Source organism: uncultured Bacteroides sp., from assembly GCF_902472605.1.
Classification (GTDB): Bacteria; Bacteroidota; Bacteroidia; order Bacteroidales; family Bacteroidaceae; genus Phocaeicola.
The window spans coordinates 1-15,775 of the sequence record NZ_CABROP010000040.1 but is presented as its reverse complement, the minus strand read 5'-3'; the positions used below and the strand labels follow the sequence as shown (position 1 = coordinate 15,775).

The window sequence follows — 15,775 nt, the reverse complement described above, 5'->3', positions numbered from 1 at the left end:
ACGAGGAAACCACTAACCCCACAACAGATTTTTCCTATCTTTGTATTGATAAAATCTATTGAACCATGACTTTACAACAGATGGAATACATCGTGGCCCTCGACAAATATCGCCACTTCGTCCTTGCCGCCGAAGCCTGCGGGGTGACACAGCCCACCCTCAGTGCCATGATTCAAAAGCTGGAAGAAGAACTCGACGTCAAGATTTTCAACCGCGACCGGAAAAACATCTCCCCCACCCGTATCGGGGAAAAGATTATCCGGCAGGCACAGATGGCTTTGAACGAGACCCAGCGTATCAAGGAAGTGGTGGCCGACGAAACCGACCGCATGAACGGCAGCCTGCGCATCGGCGTATTGCCCACGGTAGCTCCCTATCTGGTACCCGATTTCATCTATCATTTTCGGAAAGCCTATCCCCACGTCAGTCTCTTCATCGATGAAAGAGAAAAGAAAGCCCTGCTGCAGGAACTCAAGTACGGCAACCTGGACATGGCCCTCAGTACCTCTCCGGAAGAAGCAGATGCCCGCATCCTGGAAATACCGGTCTATACCGAAAAGTTCGTGGCCTACCTTTCCGAGCAATGTGACCAAACCAAAAACTGCCTCAGCCACGGTGTCTTGCCACCGGAACAGATGTGGGTGTTGAAAGAAGGACACTGCATGCCCCAGAACGGCTTGAACTTCTGCCAAAACAAGGACATCGGCAACCACATCTACGAGGCCGGCAGTATTGAGACGCTGATTAAAATCGTGGACCGCAACGGAGGATATACCATCATTCCTGAGCTGCATATCCAGTCGCTCACGGAGAAACAGCGGGCCCACATCCTGCCGCTGCCCTTCAATCCGCCGGCCCAACGCTGCATTTCCATTCTGATAAAAGACGACTTTATCCGCGAGCGGATGGTCAATGCCGTACTGGATACCTTGAAAATCCTCATTCCTCCCGCCATGCTGGAAAAGCGACTGGCCACCCATGCCATCAAGTTGCGGCATACGCCCAATCCTTCTCAACCGAAATAGCGGATAAAAAGAACTGCAAGCCCCGGATTGCTCCAAAGGCCTGCAGTCACCTACCAAGAAAAAGTGTTATTTATAGAATTTCCGCATAGGATAAATCCCTATCGGATAGTCTGTCTTGTTTTCAATCTTCTGCACCAGCGAAGGCGCACTTCCGCTGCAATCATACACCAGCAGGTAGTTTTTATCAGGCCTTACATTCTCCCGATACACGTTGGATACTGCCACATATACATACTGGTTGGTCGGGTCGGCAATCACGTTACAGTTCAAATGCTTCCCGTCGGGCGCATCTTTCAGCACATCGATAAACTCTTCACTCTTCCAAGTCTTCAACGACAAGCGTTTCACCGTGGTGCTTCCAGCCGCATAATACAGATAATCACCAGCCAGCGTGACTCCGGAAGTGTTGAAGAACTCGGCAGAAATATCTTCCGAAATCCGCTTTGTCTTCGTTACTTTCCACGCATCCAGGTCGACAAACTGAAGATAACTCTTCTTCTCTCCGCCTCTGCCGCAGGTAGCCAGCACGATTTCCCGTTCACCGGTCTGGAACAGCCCACTGATAAATTCACCTTTCAAATCGGGCAACACCCGGCTCACCTTATTCATTCCCTTCGAGAACTCCAGCAAACGGGTAGACTCCCAAAAGCCTCCTCCCCCACAATACAGGCAATCGCCCACTCGGAGAATGCCTCGGGGAATCGCCACAGCTTCCACGGTATTCCCTTTGTTACCGAAATGATAGGCTCCTTCCACCACATTTACCTCACCCGTCGTGCCATCCAGGCGGAAAAAGCCCTGTCCTTCCGCGAAGAAAATATTCTTTTCGTCCAACACGGCAATATTTTCAAAAGGAACAGACAAACTAATCCATTCATCCTTATCCAGACTTCCTTCCGGACGTTTAAACTTCAGTTCATCCAGCTTGTAGGTTTTCTCACGTTTCAGGGTCACGGCATCCACTATCACCAGACTGCCATCTCCTTCTTCTCCTCCCGGCGCATAAATTCCATTATTGAGAATGTAAAGCTTGCCATTGTCCATCCATAAATCCTGTGCACCGTTACCCAGCGCCGTACCGTTCACCTTCCGATACACTCCTTCTTCTATTGTCCCGTCGGGAGCCAAATAAGTAATGGAACTGTTTTCAACGGCAGGTGCTCCCTGGTTCAGAATCAAGACTCCATCCGGACGGGCATATCCTCCCAAATACACGGTTTCTCCCGAAGATTCTCCTCCCTCAGAAGGTTTTTCTCCCGTACCCTCCGAAGGGGTTTCAGCCGGCGGCTGTTCCAGTTTCTGTTCCTTTTTACAACCGGGAAGCACACACAAGGACAGACAGGCCATCCATGCAATATAAAATACGTGTTTTTTCATCCTTTCCATCTATTCAATCAGTTATTATTCGGGGCAAAAAAGAAACCTGCCGGGAAATGGGTATAATTTTCATACTTGGCTACCGGAGTTTCTGCATTGGCCTTAAAGTCAAACTCCCAGATTTGATTCGTGGTGAACTGGGCATATCCTTTGATGGTATTGATAAACACATGCCCCGTCACAGGGTGTACTGCCATACCGTTATACAGCAGACCGGCGTTGTCGTCAATCTCCTTCAGCTCACAAAGCAATTTCTCGGCTTTCAGTCCCGATTCTGAATCCAACTCCTTGTTGTCATCAAAAGTCATCCGATAAATGCCGGTGTTCTTGCCCTCCGTATAATAGATATCTTTTCCCTTCACGGCAAAAGCCACACCCGAAGACCCTACAAACGGAACCACGTTAATCTGACGCTGGATAATGGTCTTCGAAGCCAGATTAAATTTACCAATCGCCATCTTTCCATTTCCGGTGGACATCAGCCAGATATCTCCGTCGTCGGCCGCCTTGATACCCAACACCGTATTGATGGGACAAGGCACCTTGAACGGGAAGCGGATGGTCTTGGCCTGGTCACTTTCTGGGGAAATTTCCAGAATACCACCTATAAGCCCCGTCTTATACGTATAAACTTTCCCGTTCATCACCACGAACTGACTTTTCGGCGCTTTTTCCGTTCCACTCACCAGTTTCAATTCCTTAGTCTGAAGATTCAGACGATAGATTCCCCTATTGTCACGCAGATACACATGCGCCTCATCCAGCACGGCAATGTGCGTGGGCCAGTCAAGCCCTTGCAGCTCTGTCTTGCTCAGTGCCATCTCTTTCTTCAACGTCTTGGCATTCATCACAATCAGCATCCCGTCGTTCACGAACTTCGTACCCTCCGGATTCTGGTCGCCGTTCTGCGTGATGACATAAATCTTGCCGTTATAGAATGCCATATCCTGCGCCACATTTCCCAGCTCCGTACCGTTGACCACCTTATACGCATCTCCTACCACATAGCCTTCGGGCGTGATGTAAGTGAGCGAGCCATTTTCGGTGGTCATATTTCCTTCGTTCAGCACAAAAATTCCCTTCGGGTCGGTAAATGAATTCAGACAGTAAAACTCCACCGCCTTCGTCACTTCCTTGGTATCTTCGCCCACAGCCTTCAGCGTGATTTTCGCTTTCTGTACCGCCTCCGCCGAAGCCTTCACCGTGACCGTACCCGCCTTCTCATCCAAATCGGCCGTCCAGCCCGTCGGCACATCGGCCACACTCACCGATTTCACATGCTCCGCCGCATATTCCAGTTTGAACACCGAATCCGGAGCCAGTATCACCGGCTGCACGCTGTCCAGCTTAGTTTTCAACTCAAAAGAAGCGGGTTGCCCTGCAGGAGGAGGATTGTCCCCGTTTCCGATTCCTTTCTCTTTACTACAACTGCCTGCCAGCAAAGCCACGAACAGCAAAAGTGCGGCACCGGCATTCTTCACCTTAAATAAGTCCTTTAGTTTCATGTTACTTTTGGTTTAAAATAGAATGTATGTTACGTTGGTTAGTTTTTCAGCAGATGCAAGTCTTCCACCCCCATCACTTCCGTGGAACACTCTCCCAGCCAGCCATTCACCTGATGTACTCCGGTATAAATCTTCACGAAATCCACGCCCGGCAAATGCACCGCATTCCCGTGGGCATCCACTGCCCAGTCGATGTCGATGCAGGCTCCCTCCGTATCGTTCACGGCATTGTCGGCATAACCGTAGGCAAAACTGAACAGCACGAAATAAGGCGCCTCTTCCGTTCCGTGGTTCAGTCCGTTCTGCGGCAGACGGGTTCCTTTGAACGTCAGCCTGTCCGACTGAATCCACTGCGGGAAATACGGCTGACGATGGTATTCGTTCTTGGGCAGATACCCTTCACCCCCCTTGTTGTCCGTCCAGCGGATGTATTGCGCCTCTTCTTCCTGCGTCTTCGGCTCCACTTTCGGTTTGTAATAAGTAATCTCGTAATCGGAATAACAATGCAGATCGTTCCCTACCTCCTTCGCTTCGGCATACCAAGGTTCCACTTCTCCTTTCTGGGCACTGCCCTGAATCTCGTACCACTCGTCGGCATCCGGTTTCCCGTTGCCGTTCTTGTCGTAGGCCACTAAAATCACGCCGGGCTCATAGCTTCCTCCTTTAGCCGTACCACTGGCTGCCGCCGAAGAATTGCCGTTGAAGGCATTGCCCAACACCCGGAAATCCCGGCTCCCCGGCTTGTTCTCGATGGTATGGTCGAAACCGACCACTACATAACCGCCGAAACCGCCCAATGAGACCAATCCCCGTTTGTTGTTTCCAATGAGTTCCAGCACTTTCTGGTTCATGGTTTCCGGCGTGTCGCCCTCCTTAAATTCCGGCAACACATTGACAAACTGCCCCGGACAGGGCACAAACTCCAACACTTTCGTAATGTACGGAGTAGCCGGCACTTCCGGCCCTTTCTCCACCGGGTCTTCTTTCTCGTTGCGACAGGCCGACAAAAGGCCCCCGCATAGCAGTACCATCCACAGAAGACGGTCTGCCAGACAAATGATTTTTTTCTTCATATCTTATTTATAATTATCACAAGGTTCTTTTTCCACTTCCTAATAGAAGTCCGCCGAGGTAAAGGCGAAATGTGCTGGGATGTCCCCGGTGCGCACCTTCCATTTCAACTTTCCTTCGGGAGAGAAACAATACAAATAACCGGGCGTCACATAGTTCGTGGCATCCGACACGAAAATCTCCTTGGTTTCCGGATTCACCCCAAGCCCGTAAGGAATACTGATATCCTTCTCCGTACCGTCCGTGATGAAATTCCGGGGGAGAATCTCCCGCTTTCGGGTGTCGTACAACGTGTACCGGATTTCATTCTTTCCCGACACATAGCTCCACTCCACACTGATCAGGTACAGTTCGTCGCCGTCCATGCACATCTCGCTGGCGGCCACTCCCAACCGGCCCACCACCCGCTGTGCTTCCGGGTCGATGACAAACACGTCCGACTTCGTACCGTAATAGTCCCCACGGGAACTGACGTAAATCAGTCCGTCGGGCGCCAGCTTCATCCGATGCAGGTTGATGGCCACATCAATGGTATTCACCACCTCGAACGTACCCAAATCGACCACCGACACCGTGCGGTCGTAATTGGGGAAACGGTAACCTCCCGAGTTGGCCACATACAGCAGTCCGTCCTTGATAACCATCTCCTCCGGCTGGTAGCCCACCACCACCTCCCGGGTGATTTGCAAAGTGTTCACATCAAACTCCACAATCTTTCCCGGACGGGCATTGGGGTCAATCTGCACGGGACCGGCATACGAACTCACGTAAGCCTTGTCGCCCGCAAAAACAATATAGCGGCAGTTGGTGACATTCACACTGCCGATGTGCTGTGCCGTACGCACATCCATCACCTCCACATAGTGCGAACAGTTGATGACCGCATACAGCCGGTTGCCATACACCTGCAGGTCGTTGCCCACATCGCCCAGTTCCTTCACTACCTCCGGGTTCCGTTCCGGATAAATATTGCGGGTGTAGAAACCGCTCCGGAAATCCAGAAAGTCGAGGGTACACTTGTTGCTTCCCATGTTGCCCTCGTTCAGGACAAACATTCCCTTTATCTCATGCGGACTACCCGGACGACTGACGGTCTCGCTTTCCGAACGAAGCACCGGAAGGTCTTCCCGGCAAGCCAGACACAGGAACAGACAAACCGCCACCCACAGATATCTTAAGAATCTACGTCTCATAAGTCTCAAAAGCTATATTGCACGATACACTTGAAATTGATTCCCGGCATGGGATAACACGTCACCACCTCATACTGCTGGTTGAACAGGTTGTTCACTTCCAGCGTCATCTTCAGCTCACCCGGCCCCCAGTCCAGCCGGCGGGCCACCGAGAAGTCACTCGTGTACCACGGCTGCTGGTAATTGACCGGAATATTGGCTTGCGAGGTGTATCGCTCGCCGGTATAAATAAAGCTATAGTTGGTTTCCCATTTTTTCCAGTTGAGATTAAGCACCGCCGAACCGCTGTGCCAGGGAATATACGGAATCTGTCCCCCGTAAAACTCCGCTGTAGGGTCGGTAAAATCCTGTGCCTTCTGGTAAGTATAGTTCACCCGGGCGGTCAGTATCGTATGCCGACCATACTGCCACACACTCTGCAACGCCGCATCCACACCCCGGATTTCCACCCGTCCCAGATTGACCATCGTCCAGCGGAAGAAGTTGGAAGTCGGAGTAGCCACAATCTTGTTCTCCACCTCATTGTAATACGCATCCACCTGCAGTTCCAGATGACGCAGCCAACTGCCGGTCCACGACTTGCCGTAAGTGAACCCCACATTAAACTGGTTCGTAAATTCCGGCTTCAAATCCACATTGCCGATAAAGGTATAATACAAATCATTCAGCGTAGGCATCCGGAAAATCCGCTTGTAAAAGGCCCGCAGGTGAAAATCTTCTTTCTGAAAAGGCCGATAGGAAGCAATCACCGCCGGTGTCCACTCCCGCTTGTGGGGAGCCGCCCTTCCGGAGCCCTCCACCCGCTCCTGCACGAACGTGCCCAGCAGACTGCCCTGCAACTTGAATCCGTGATAATCCAAGGCCGTAGCCACAGCCACCATTTCCGTATGCCGGCGAGGATAGGCAAAATCCGTCAGGTCGGCATTCAGCAGATTGAACTGGTAGTCCGCCGACAGACTGACCTCCCAGAAAGGGGTCAGCACCCAGCGGTTGGCCAGAGAAGCATACACTTCCTGCTGGTAATAATGATTGTTGGTGTACATTAACGACTCATCCTTGTGCGGATCGGCCAGGTAATGCAGGTAATCATACGCATACTTCACGTGCGCCATCAGGCTGTACCAGTCGGCCACGTCCTTCTTAAACGCCCCCTGCGTAAAGAAATTCGTATCCCACTGCCGGTCCTCGTGCGAAAACTTGTTGCGGACAATCGCTCCCGGATATCCCCGTTCCGAACGATACAGGTACGACTTCGCCCGCCAGTAGCCCCGCGGCAGCTTTCCATAGAAACCTCCTTCCACCCGCAACGCATTCACATCACCGTTCTGCCGCACGGCAGTGGTATCATACCCGTCCTGCTTGCGGTAGGAAAATTTGTATTTTCCCGTGGTGTACAAGTATTCCGCACTCCACGACGTGCTCACCTGCTCCGTCAGCTTCCGCTCCCACAGCAGGGAAGGGTTGGCCAGCCCGAACGAACCCGTCTTGAAAGTCGCCTTGACATGCTGCAATTCTTTTCTGGAAAACACAGGCACCCGGGACTGCAAATAAATGGAACCTGCCGAACCGAAATCCTTGGCCGGCTGGAAAATGGCACTCTTCTGCCCGTTGTACAAGGTGACAGATTCCATGTTGTCGAGCGAGAAACGTCCCAAATCGACCGTCCCGTTCTGGGCATTCCCCAGCTCCACACCGTCGTAGAACACCCCCACATGGTTCGTGCCCATGCTCCGGATGTTGACCGTCTTCAGACCGCCCACACCGCCATAATCCTTTATCTGCAAACCCGAGAAATACCTCAGGGCATCTGCCACGCTGTGCGACGACAGCCGACTGAGCTGTTCACCCGTCAGCTGCTGCACGGGTATCACTTCCTTGGGCAACGCACGTACCGTGACCACCACTTCGTCCAAATGCTGCAAGCTGTCGAGCCTGCTCTGCGAACGAAGGGTCACAGTATTCCCAAGGCATAGAATACCCCCCAGCATGACAGACAGAAACTTCCGTCTACCCATACTTTTTCCGTACTAATTGAAAATCCAAATCGTTTTAACCACCTAATCCCACGAGCGTGGTTAACATGTATGATGGCAGGTCTTCTGACTTACTCCCCTCCTGGAGCCTTCCCGATTGTGTTCAGTCATCAGTGGCATAAGTCTTTTCCAGCAGGTTGAATGGAGCTTACAGCAGCGGGACTGTTCAGGACTTGCACCTGATTCCCTTTTCATCCGAGGGCCTGAACAGACACTCGGAACCATTCGGGGACAAATATAGTATAATTATACAAATTTTTCTTACAAAACGGACAAAATATTTTACCCGATGGCAAATTCCTCTTCCTTGTCGGGCAACCTTGGGCATGCAATGAGGTGGTTTCACCTCCTCCTAAAAGAGAAAACCTCCTGCCAAAGAAAGGATACTTTCACCGCATTTTCTACGTTTCCCTATAGAGAAACGTACGTTTTCCATAAGGGAAACCTATGTTTCCGCCACGGGAAACGTACGTTTTCGGGCAGGGAGACATAAAAATAGAACTGACATTTCCTCAACAACATCCTGACATCCTCAAAAACAATCCATACCCCTATCTTTTACCCGGCTTTTTCTTAGAAAAAGCAAGAATCGGTGACAATATGTCAACAAAATGGACTTTTTGTCGGAATCTATCTATAACTAAATGACAATTTGTTACCATTTTCCACATGGCATGCAAAAACCATAATTTTCGAATAAAGGAAATAAATGTATAATCTACTCATAATAAGACAATTACATAAAATCCTCAGAAAAAAGGCAACTATGGCACCTGTTTGTGGCACAGCCTTTGCAAATAGAGAAGTGAACTTGAACTTCAAGAAGTTGAAAGACCTCAAGGAGCTCGGGTTCAGAAACAAATTGATAATAAAAAAATAAAATATAGGAGATTACAACTATGATGCCGACTAGAAAATATTACAATCAGAACTGGTTACCAAGTATCTTTAATGATTTCTTTGATAACGATTGGATGGTGAAAGCTAACGCTACTGCCCCTGCAATCAATGTAGTGGAAAGCGACAAAGACTACAAGGTAGAAGTTGCAGTTCCGGGAATGACCAAAGACGATTTCAACATTCATTTGGGTGAAGAAAACGAACTCGTCATTTCAATGGAAAAGAAAACCGAAAACGAGAACAAAGAAAACAAGAAATACTTGAGACGCGAGTTCTCTTACTCAAAATTCCAACAGTCACTCTATTTGCCTGACAACGTCGATAAAGAAAAAATCAGTGCAAACGTGGCCAATGGAGTGTTGACAATTGAATTGCCGAAGTATTCTCAGGAAGAAAAAGCAAAGGTCAACCGTGTGATTGAAATACATTAATCATAACAATTAACCGAAAAGCTCTCGTCTGCACTTACCTGCGGGCGAGAGTTTTTTATTCTGGAACCCACTAAAAACGATTGATATATGGCATTTATTGATTACTATAAAATATTGGGTGTTGACCGTAATGCCACACAGGATGAAATCAAGCAAGCCTACCGGAAGCTGGCGAAGAAATACCATCCTGACCTGAACAAGGATGACCCATCGGCGGAAGGAAAGTTCCAGCAGGTGAATGAAGCCCATGAAGTATTGAGCGATCCGGAAAAGCGAAAGAAATACGATGAATATGGGGAACACTGGAAACACGCTGATGAATTCAAGCAGGAACGTGAAGCATACAGTCGGGCCCAGCAGGAGAACGGCGGTTCAGGCTACTGGTACTCCATGAATGGCGACGAGTTCAGCGGAGGATTCGGAGGAGCAGGCGCAAGCGGTTTCTCAGACTTCTTCGAACAACTCTTCGGACACAGAAGCGGTGCCCGTAGAGGATACAGCATGCGGGCCAAGGGTGGCGACATAGAGGCCCAGATGCATCTGTCACTCAGTGAAGCATACGTCACCCATAAGCAGACGTTCAGCGTCAACGGTGAAAACATCCGTATCACCGTCCCGGCGGGAGTAGCCGACGGGCAGACCATCCGGCTGAAAGGCTACGGAGAGAAGGGCATGAACGGAGCTGAAAACGGCGACTTGTACATCACCTTCGTGATTGACAAGGATGCTACTTTTGAACGGGAAGGCAATGACCTTTATACCCACGTGGATGTCGACTTGTACACTGCCGTACTGGGTGGAGAAGTACAGGTAAGAACCATGGACGGTATGGTCCGGTTGAAAGTAAAACCGGGCACACAGAACGGTACTCAGGTACGTTTAAGGGGCAAAGGATTCCCGGTCTACAAACAATCCGGTCAGTTTGGCGACATGATTGTCACGTACAACGTGAAGATACCGACTTCATTGACCGAAAAACAAAAAGATTTGTTCAACCAGCTGCGCGCTGCCAGCTGATAAGATATAAGCAACCCCGTAGGAGGTTTCCGCAAATGCGGAGGCCTCCTACGTTTTTTTTGTGTTTATCCCCAACCCCTTCAGCCTATCCTCGCAGCACATAGCCTTTTTTCATCACAGATTCGATTTTGACCGATGAATCTCCTTTCAACGCCTTGCGCAGGTATGTAATCTGTACGTTCAAAGCCAAAGAGTTCGCATACGAAGTGTCTCCCCATACGTGCTCCAGCAACTGCTCTCTGCTCACCACAGAGTCTCGGTTCTTGATCAGCATACGGAGAATTTCTGCCTGGCGGGAAGTAATCATCACCTTATTGGCTTGGGTACGCAATTCATTGTTCGTGTAATCAAAAGTGGTATGCCCCAACGGATATACTTCCTTATCCACCGTATCTTCCACCTCCCCAAAACGCTCCTGAATCCGGGCAATCAGTTCCTCCGGATAGAAAGGTTTAGCCAGATAATCGTTAGCCCGCACCTTAAAACCTTCCAGACGATCCGTCTTGTCGGAACGGTCGGTCAGGAAGAAAATCAACACATGCCGGTCATGCTCCCGAATCTGTCGGGCCACCTCATATCCATTCACTTCGGGCATATTGATATCCAGCAACACCAGATCGGGCTTCACTTCGGGATACTGCTCCAAGGCAATCCGTCCGTTGCCGGCATAGAACACCTCATATCCCTCGGCTTCCAAAAAACGTTTCAGAATCAGGGCATATTTCAAATCGTCGTCTGCAAAAAGAATCTTCAAGTGTTTCATACATCGTCATTTTGATTGAGGAATTTCAAGGGTAAAAACGGAACCTTTACCCAATATACTTTCTACACCCACAGTTCCTCCATGGGCTTCCATCATCAACTTTACATAACTCAGCCCCAGGCCAATTCCCGGCAAACCGCGGCCGACCATCTGCTCCGAACGGTAGAACTTGTCGAAAATGTGCAACTGGTCTTGGGGGGAAATACCGAAACCATTGTCGGCTACCCGTATCACCAGTTTCCCTTCTGCCAGCGAGGCACTGATACGAATACAGACCTCATTACCCGAATACTTTATGGCATTTTCCACCAAGTTGCTAATGCTATTCGTAAGATGTACCGGATCGGCAGTTACCCACAACGGATTAGGAGTAAGCCGGGTTTCAAAACGTACATGCTTGTCAGTCGGAATTACGGTCAGCCTCAACAATTTCTCCAAGGTCTCGCTCAAATTGAACAAACGCACTGAGAGCGGGGTCTGCTCATCATCCGCCCGTGTCATTTCACGTACCTTCACCAGATAAGCCGAAAGATTATCGAGTTCGAACATGGAGTCTTTCACCACCTCATCCATCATCTGCTCATCTTTCCGCATCCGCTTGTTGTTCAAGAACGCCACACACATTTTCAAAGTCTGCACCGGACGTTTCAGCTCGTGAATCATCGTATTCACAAAACCTTTCCTCAGCTCATCCAGCTTGTATTGTTTCAAGATGGTCCGTACCTGATAAATCAGACAGAAAATCAACAACAGAATCAGTATCAGCGAACCGACCAGCTGCCACCCCATCTCTTTCAACAACGGGTTTGTCGGCAGGTCGACATAGCCCGTCACCGCATCGCGGACAAAAGGATTGTAGGGGTAAATAAATTTCATGCGATACCTCATGCATGATTTCTCCACCACATACGTCCCCCGCCAAAGAAAGGAGTCAAGTTTGACCAGCTGCCAATCCGTCGCATGAATGTGGTGGCTGGTGAAGAGCGAATCTAACGCCTGCAAATCAAATGGTCGGTCTGCATACTTTGTGTAATGCAAGCTTGCATTCACAACCTCGTCAAGAGACAAACCGGTGACATTAAATGAGTCTACCAGATGCAAATTCCCCAACGAATCCGCATCATATAATTTAGAAAATCTGACATACGATTCAGCCTTCCCTTCCTCAAAATTCATTTTCAGGGAATATCCCAGCTTGACCAAATCAGAATCTTTCGTTGCCCGGTTCGCGTCCACCATCTTGATGGTATGGTTGGCATCCAGTGCCAACGTAAAATTCTTATCCTGAAGTACCAGCAGGGTATCATTCAACCGGGCCATATAGGCCAACGCCGTATAGGTATATTGTTGGTACAACCAATACACCTGCCCGCCAATCACCAGCAAAGCGGTTACGATTGTCAATATCCACACCAGCTTGATTTGTTTTCCCATCTTTCAAATTCTTTTCCACAAAAATAAAAACCTTATGCGATTTACAAGGTATGTCCATCCTCCCAATTTGAAGAGGATAATATTTCAGTAATAACTTTTTTCCATTACTCGCCGCACCACCGTTTACCTTTGTCGCATCAGAAAACTTTAAATTACGGGAATATGAACAAAAAATTATTTCTTACACTCAGTCTTTTAGGCTGCCTGTACACTGCGCTCTCTTCACACGCACAACTCTTTGTGGTGAATACAAGTTCCATCTTTAACCAAGACTCCATTGATACCCAACGCATCAAGGTGCAATATGAGATGACCTATCTGCAAGACACGGTTTCGGAAGACGCCAAACCCGGCCGAGAAACCCTGATGCTGGAAATCGGCAAACAGTACAGCAAATGCTACAGTTATAACTTTTATGTACGTGACTCGTTGTTGATTGCCGACGCCCAGGCAGGAGCATCGAAGGAAACCATGTTACAACACGCCGCTGCGATTGGGGACTCTCGAATCTCTTACCAAATATTCAAACATTACCCAGCAGGCAAAGTCACCACGCTCGACCGTCTAGCAACCACCAATTTCTTGTGTGAGGAGAAAGAGGAAATGCCGGAATGGACGGTTCTCCCTGATACGGCCACTATTCTTTCTTATTCCTGCCAAAAGGCTACCTGCCGCTTTAAAGGCAGAAATTATACAGCCTGGTACACGATGGAAATTCCTATCTCAGAAGGGCCCTGGAAACTGTACGGATTGCCGGGACTGATTATCAAAGCAGAAGATGACAAAAAGCATTATACGTTCAGCTGTACCGGAATAGAACAATGCAAAACTCCGAAACCCATCCTGATCAATCTCAAAGGAAGGGAAAAGGTTTCCCGCCCCAACTTAAACAAGATGTACGAACGGATGGCCAAAGACCCGATGAGTTTCATCGCTTCGACTGCACCCAATGTAAAGGTCAGTGTGACCGACGAACACGGGAACCCGATGAAATCATTCTCCATACCTTATAACCCTATTGAACTGTCTGAATAATCCTCTGCCGTATGAAATCCTTGATTTTTTTCTTCTTCCTGCTTTTCACCTGTCAGATGCAAGCGCAGTCCCTGATTAAAGGGAAAGTCATTGACAACGAAACGCACCAACCGCTGGAAAGAGCTGCGGTCACCCTCACCCGCGACTCAAGTAGCACCGTCTACAAGTATACCTTGACCGACCCGAAAGGATGTTTCTCGTTCTCCGTATCCGAAGACGCTGCATGGACGGTACATGTCACCTACTTGGGATACCAGAAAGAAAGCCGGCCTGCGCAAAAGGGAAAAGAAATGACCTTCCAGCTGAAACCGGAAGCTATCTCCTTAAAAGAAGTAGAAATCAAAGGAGGACGTATCTACGGACGACAAGATACCGTGAAATACGACCTGTCCCGTTTCACCTCCGGAAAAGAGCAGAACATCAAGGAGGCATTGAAAAAACTACCGGGAATTGACGTAAACGAACAAAGTGGGGAAATCCGATACAACGGGAAAGCCATCAGTCAGTTTACCGTGGAAGGAATGGATGTGTCGGGAGGACGCTATAACCAAATCACTGAGAATCTCAAAGCAGATGCAGTGGAAAAAGCCGAAGTAATCGAGCACTTCCAGCCCATCCGTTCCTTACGCAACAAGATGCCGAGTGACAAAGTGGCTTTGAATCTGAAACTGAAACCGGAAATCCGTTCCCGCTGGCTGCTTACCTTGCAAGCAGCCGGCGGGTATGGCGACCAAATGTTGTATAACGGAAAGCTCAATGCCTTACAGCTAGCTCGTGAACGGCAAGGTATCTATTTGTATAAGGCTGATCATACCGGAAAAGACCTTTCCACCGAACTGCAACAACTGGCTTCCGACAACCAGAACTTTCTCACGCCGGCCGATGTTCCGACCTTTATCGACCAGCCCACCTTTTCCTTTCCTTTGGAAAAACAACGGTTGATGGACAATACCACCCATCTGGCATCAGTGAATCGTCTTTACCGAAAAAACGAGGAACAACAGTCCCGTTTCACCTTCCACTACTTGTACGATGAACAACACCGTAACCAAGGAACCCAGGAAATTTACTACTATCCTACCGATACCATCCATATCGCACAAGCACAAAATTACAGTCTGTACACGCATCAGGCGCAAGCCACCTACAACTACGAACGGAACGGCACACGGTCTTTCTTCCGTAATCTACTGGAAGCCCACGGAGTTTGGAGTCACAGTCAGGAAGACCTGCACGGCAACCGGGAACTGACCCAGCGCCTGCAAACGAACAGGCTTCAGCTGACTAACCAAATGAATCTCTTGACTACCCATGAGCACGCCACCTCCGGCTTTCGCTCTTTCTTCCGCTATACCTACCAGCCTACCACACTTCAATTTGCACAAGTCAATCAGTCGTTCGGACTCCAGCAGGCCTATATGGACAACCAAGGTTATTACCAATGGAAAAAGAACGGAATGACCTTTGGAATTACCGGAGGCGTCCAAGGAGAATGGTTGTTTCTGCACCAGACAGCTAATTTCTCCAGTCCTCAATTCAAGCTCTATGCCATCCCGATGTGGATGTGGGAACGAAACGCCTTCCGTCTGACCGTATCTGCCGATGCGGCTTATCTAAGGAAAACCAATCCACAATATACAGACCTACGAATCAGTCCGACGGCCTCACTATATTGGCAGTTCAGCCCACGCTGGAAGTTGACCGCCCGCGCCCAATTCCAACAAAAGAACGAAGAAGTCACCGCATACTACCCGTATTCCTATTGGCAGAACTACCGGACCATGGTTTCCTTTTCACCCCGTGTTCCAGAGTTACAGGATCAGCTTTACTCCTTTTACCTGACTTACAAACGGACTGTCCATGAATTTTTCTGGTCACTTTCAGGAAGCTACTGGAACCGGAAGAACCCACAGTTAGTTCATTCAGAATACCAAGAGTAAGCATTCGGTAAACCACGTTGCAATTTTTGTGAATTAGTTCCGAATCGGTGT

The 15,775-nt window shown here is 49.1% G+C and carries 12 protein-coding genes and 1 riboswitch; of the genes, 5 read left to right on the top strand and 7 right to left on the bottom strand.

Features of this window, described 5'->3' with window-relative positions:
• Positions 1-65 precede the first annotated feature (65 nt).
• Positions 66-1,025: a LysR substrate-binding domain-containing protein gene (locus RDP42_RS09855; protein WP_308763539.1), complete on the top strand. Its 960-nt coding sequence runs from the start codon at positions 66-68 to the stop codon at positions 1,023-1,025.
• Between the two features lie 66 nt (positions 1,026-1,091).
• On the opposite strand, the gene RDP42_RS09850 is transcribed toward RDP42_RS09855, so the two are convergent.
• From RDP42_RS09850 to RDP42_RS09830, 5 genes are read right to left on the bottom strand one after another with little or no spacing between them, the layout of a single operon-like run.
• A complete protein-coding gene (locus RDP42_RS09850) occupies positions 1,092-2,402 on the bottom strand; it encodes a DUF5074 domain-containing protein (protein WP_308763538.1) in 1,311 nt (436 codons plus the stop codon).
• A gap of 17 nt (positions 2,403-2,419) precedes the next feature.
• Positions 2,420-3,907 carry a DUF5074 domain-containing protein gene (locus RDP42_RS09845; RefSeq protein ID WP_308763537.1) on the bottom strand — a complete coding sequence of 496 codons (1,488 nt, stop codon included), beginning with the start codon at positions 3,905-3,907 and terminating at the stop codon, positions 2,420-2,422.
• 38 nt (positions 3,908-3,945) lie between these two features.
• Positions 3,946-4,980, bottom strand: a complete 1,035-nt coding sequence (locus tag RDP42_RS09840; RefSeq protein WP_308763536.1) for a PKD domain-containing protein — start codon at positions 4,978-4,980, stop codon at positions 3,946-3,948.
• Between the two features lie 39 nt (positions 4,981-5,019).
• The gene (locus tag RDP42_RS09835; protein ID WP_308763535.1) at positions 5,020-6,171 is read right to left on the bottom strand and encodes a DUF5074 domain-containing protein; all 1,152 of its coding nucleotides are present in this window, start codon (positions 6,169-6,171) and stop codon (positions 5,020-5,022) included.
• Positions 6,172-6,176: 5 nt separating this feature from the next.
• Positions 6,177-8,159: a TonB-dependent receptor domain-containing protein gene (locus RDP42_RS09830; protein ID WP_308763550.1), complete on the bottom strand. Its 1,983-nt coding sequence runs from the start codon at positions 8,157-8,159 to the stop codon at positions 6,177-6,179.
• A gap of 83 nt (positions 8,160-8,242) precedes the next feature.
• A riboswitch (cobalamin riboswitch) is annotated at positions 8,243-8,445 on the bottom strand.
• A 658-nt stretch (positions 8,446-9,103) separates the two neighbouring features.
• Here RDP42_RS09830 and RDP42_RS09825 point away from each other — a divergent pair.
• Positions 9,104-9,535 carry an Hsp20/alpha crystallin family protein gene (locus tag RDP42_RS09825; RefSeq protein ID WP_072543796.1) on the top strand — a complete coding sequence of 144 codons (432 nt, stop codon included), beginning with the start codon at positions 9,104-9,106 and terminating at the stop codon, positions 9,533-9,535.
• 87 nt (positions 9,536-9,622) lie between these two features.
• Positions 9,623-10,552 (top strand): J domain-containing protein, encoded by a 930-nt coding sequence (locus tag RDP42_RS09820; protein ID WP_308763534.1) that lies wholly within the window; start codon positions 9,623-9,625, stop codon positions 10,550-10,552.
• Positions 10,553-10,637: 85 nt separating this feature from the next.
• Here RDP42_RS09820 and RDP42_RS09815 read toward each other — a convergent pair whose 3' ends face one another.
• Together RDP42_RS09815 and RDP42_RS09810 are read right to left on the bottom strand one after the other, a co-directional pair.
• On the bottom strand, positions 10,638-11,315 hold the full coding sequence (locus RDP42_RS09815) for a response regulator transcription factor (protein ID WP_204476174.1): 678 nt from the start codon (positions 11,313-11,315) through the stop codon (positions 10,638-10,640).
• A gap of 6 nt (positions 11,316-11,321) precedes the next feature.
• Positions 11,322-12,749 carry a HAMP domain-containing sensor histidine kinase gene (locus RDP42_RS09810; RefSeq protein WP_308763533.1) on the bottom strand — a complete coding sequence of 476 codons (1,428 nt, stop codon included), beginning with the start codon at positions 12,747-12,749 and terminating at the stop codon, positions 11,322-11,324.
• A gap of 162 nt (positions 12,750-12,911) precedes the next feature.
• Between RDP42_RS09810 and RDP42_RS09805 the strand changes: the two genes are divergently transcribed.
• Both RDP42_RS09805 and RDP42_RS09800 read left to right on the top strand, forming a co-directional pair.
• Positions 12,912-13,784 (top strand): GLPGLI family protein, encoded by an 873-nt coding sequence (locus RDP42_RS09805; protein WP_308763532.1) that lies wholly within the window; start codon positions 12,912-12,914, stop codon positions 13,782-13,784.
• Positions 13,785-13,795: 11 nt separating this feature from the next.
• On the top strand, positions 13,796-15,724 hold the full coding sequence (locus RDP42_RS09800; RefSeq protein ID WP_308763531.1) for a carboxypeptidase-like regulatory domain-containing protein: 1,929 nt from the start codon (positions 13,796-13,798) through the stop codon (positions 15,722-15,724).
• The last annotated feature ends 51 nt before the right edge of the window (positions 15,725-15,775 follow it).

What these genes read in the sequence shown, in the direction of transcription:
- RDP42_RS09825 (WP_072543796.1), top strand. Translation starts at nt 9,104, where the DNA reads ATGATGCCGACTAGAAAATATTACAATCAGAACTGGTTACCAAGTATC.
- RDP42_RS09850 (WP_308763538.1), bottom strand. Translation starts at nt 2,402, where the DNA reads ATGAAAAAACACGTATTTTATATTGCATGGATGGCCTGTCTGTCCTTG.
- RDP42_RS09820 (WP_308763534.1), top strand. Translation starts at nt 9,623, where the DNA reads ATGGCATTTATTGATTACTATAAAATATTGGGTGTTGACCGTAATGCC.
- RDP42_RS09845 (WP_308763537.1), bottom strand. Translation starts at nt 3,907, where the DNA reads ATGAAACTAAAGGACTTATTTAAGGTGAAGAATGCCGGTGCCGCACTT.
- RDP42_RS09835 (WP_308763535.1), bottom strand. Translation starts at nt 6,171, where the DNA reads ATGAGACGTAGATTCTTAAGATATCTGTGGGTGGCGGTTTGTCTGTTC.
- RDP42_RS09830 (WP_308763550.1), bottom strand. Translation starts at nt 8,159, where the DNA reads ATGCTGGGGGGTATTCTATGCCTTGGGAATACTGTGACCCTTCGTTCG.
- RDP42_RS09800 (WP_308763531.1), top strand. Translation starts at nt 13,796, where the DNA reads ATGAAATCCTTGATTTTTTTCTTCTTCCTGCTTTTCACCTGTCAGATG.
- RDP42_RS09855 (WP_308763539.1), top strand. Translation starts at nt 66, where the DNA reads ATGACTTTACAACAGATGGAATACATCGTGGCCCTCGACAAATATCGC.
- RDP42_RS09815 (WP_204476174.1), bottom strand. Translation starts at nt 11,315, where the DNA reads ATGAAACACTTGAAGATTCTTTTTGCAGACGACGATTTGAAATATGCC.
- RDP42_RS09810 (WP_308763533.1), bottom strand. Translation starts at nt 12,749, where the DNA reads ATGGGAAAACAAATCAAGCTGGTGTGGATATTGACAATCGTAACCGCT.
- RDP42_RS09805 (WP_308763532.1), top strand. Translation starts at nt 12,912, where the DNA reads ATGAACAAAAAATTATTTCTTACACTCAGTCTTTTAGGCTGCCTGTAC.
- RDP42_RS09840 (WP_308763536.1), bottom strand. Translation starts at nt 4,980, where the DNA reads ATGAAGAAAAAAATCATTTGTCTGGCAGACCGTCTTCTGTGGATGGTA.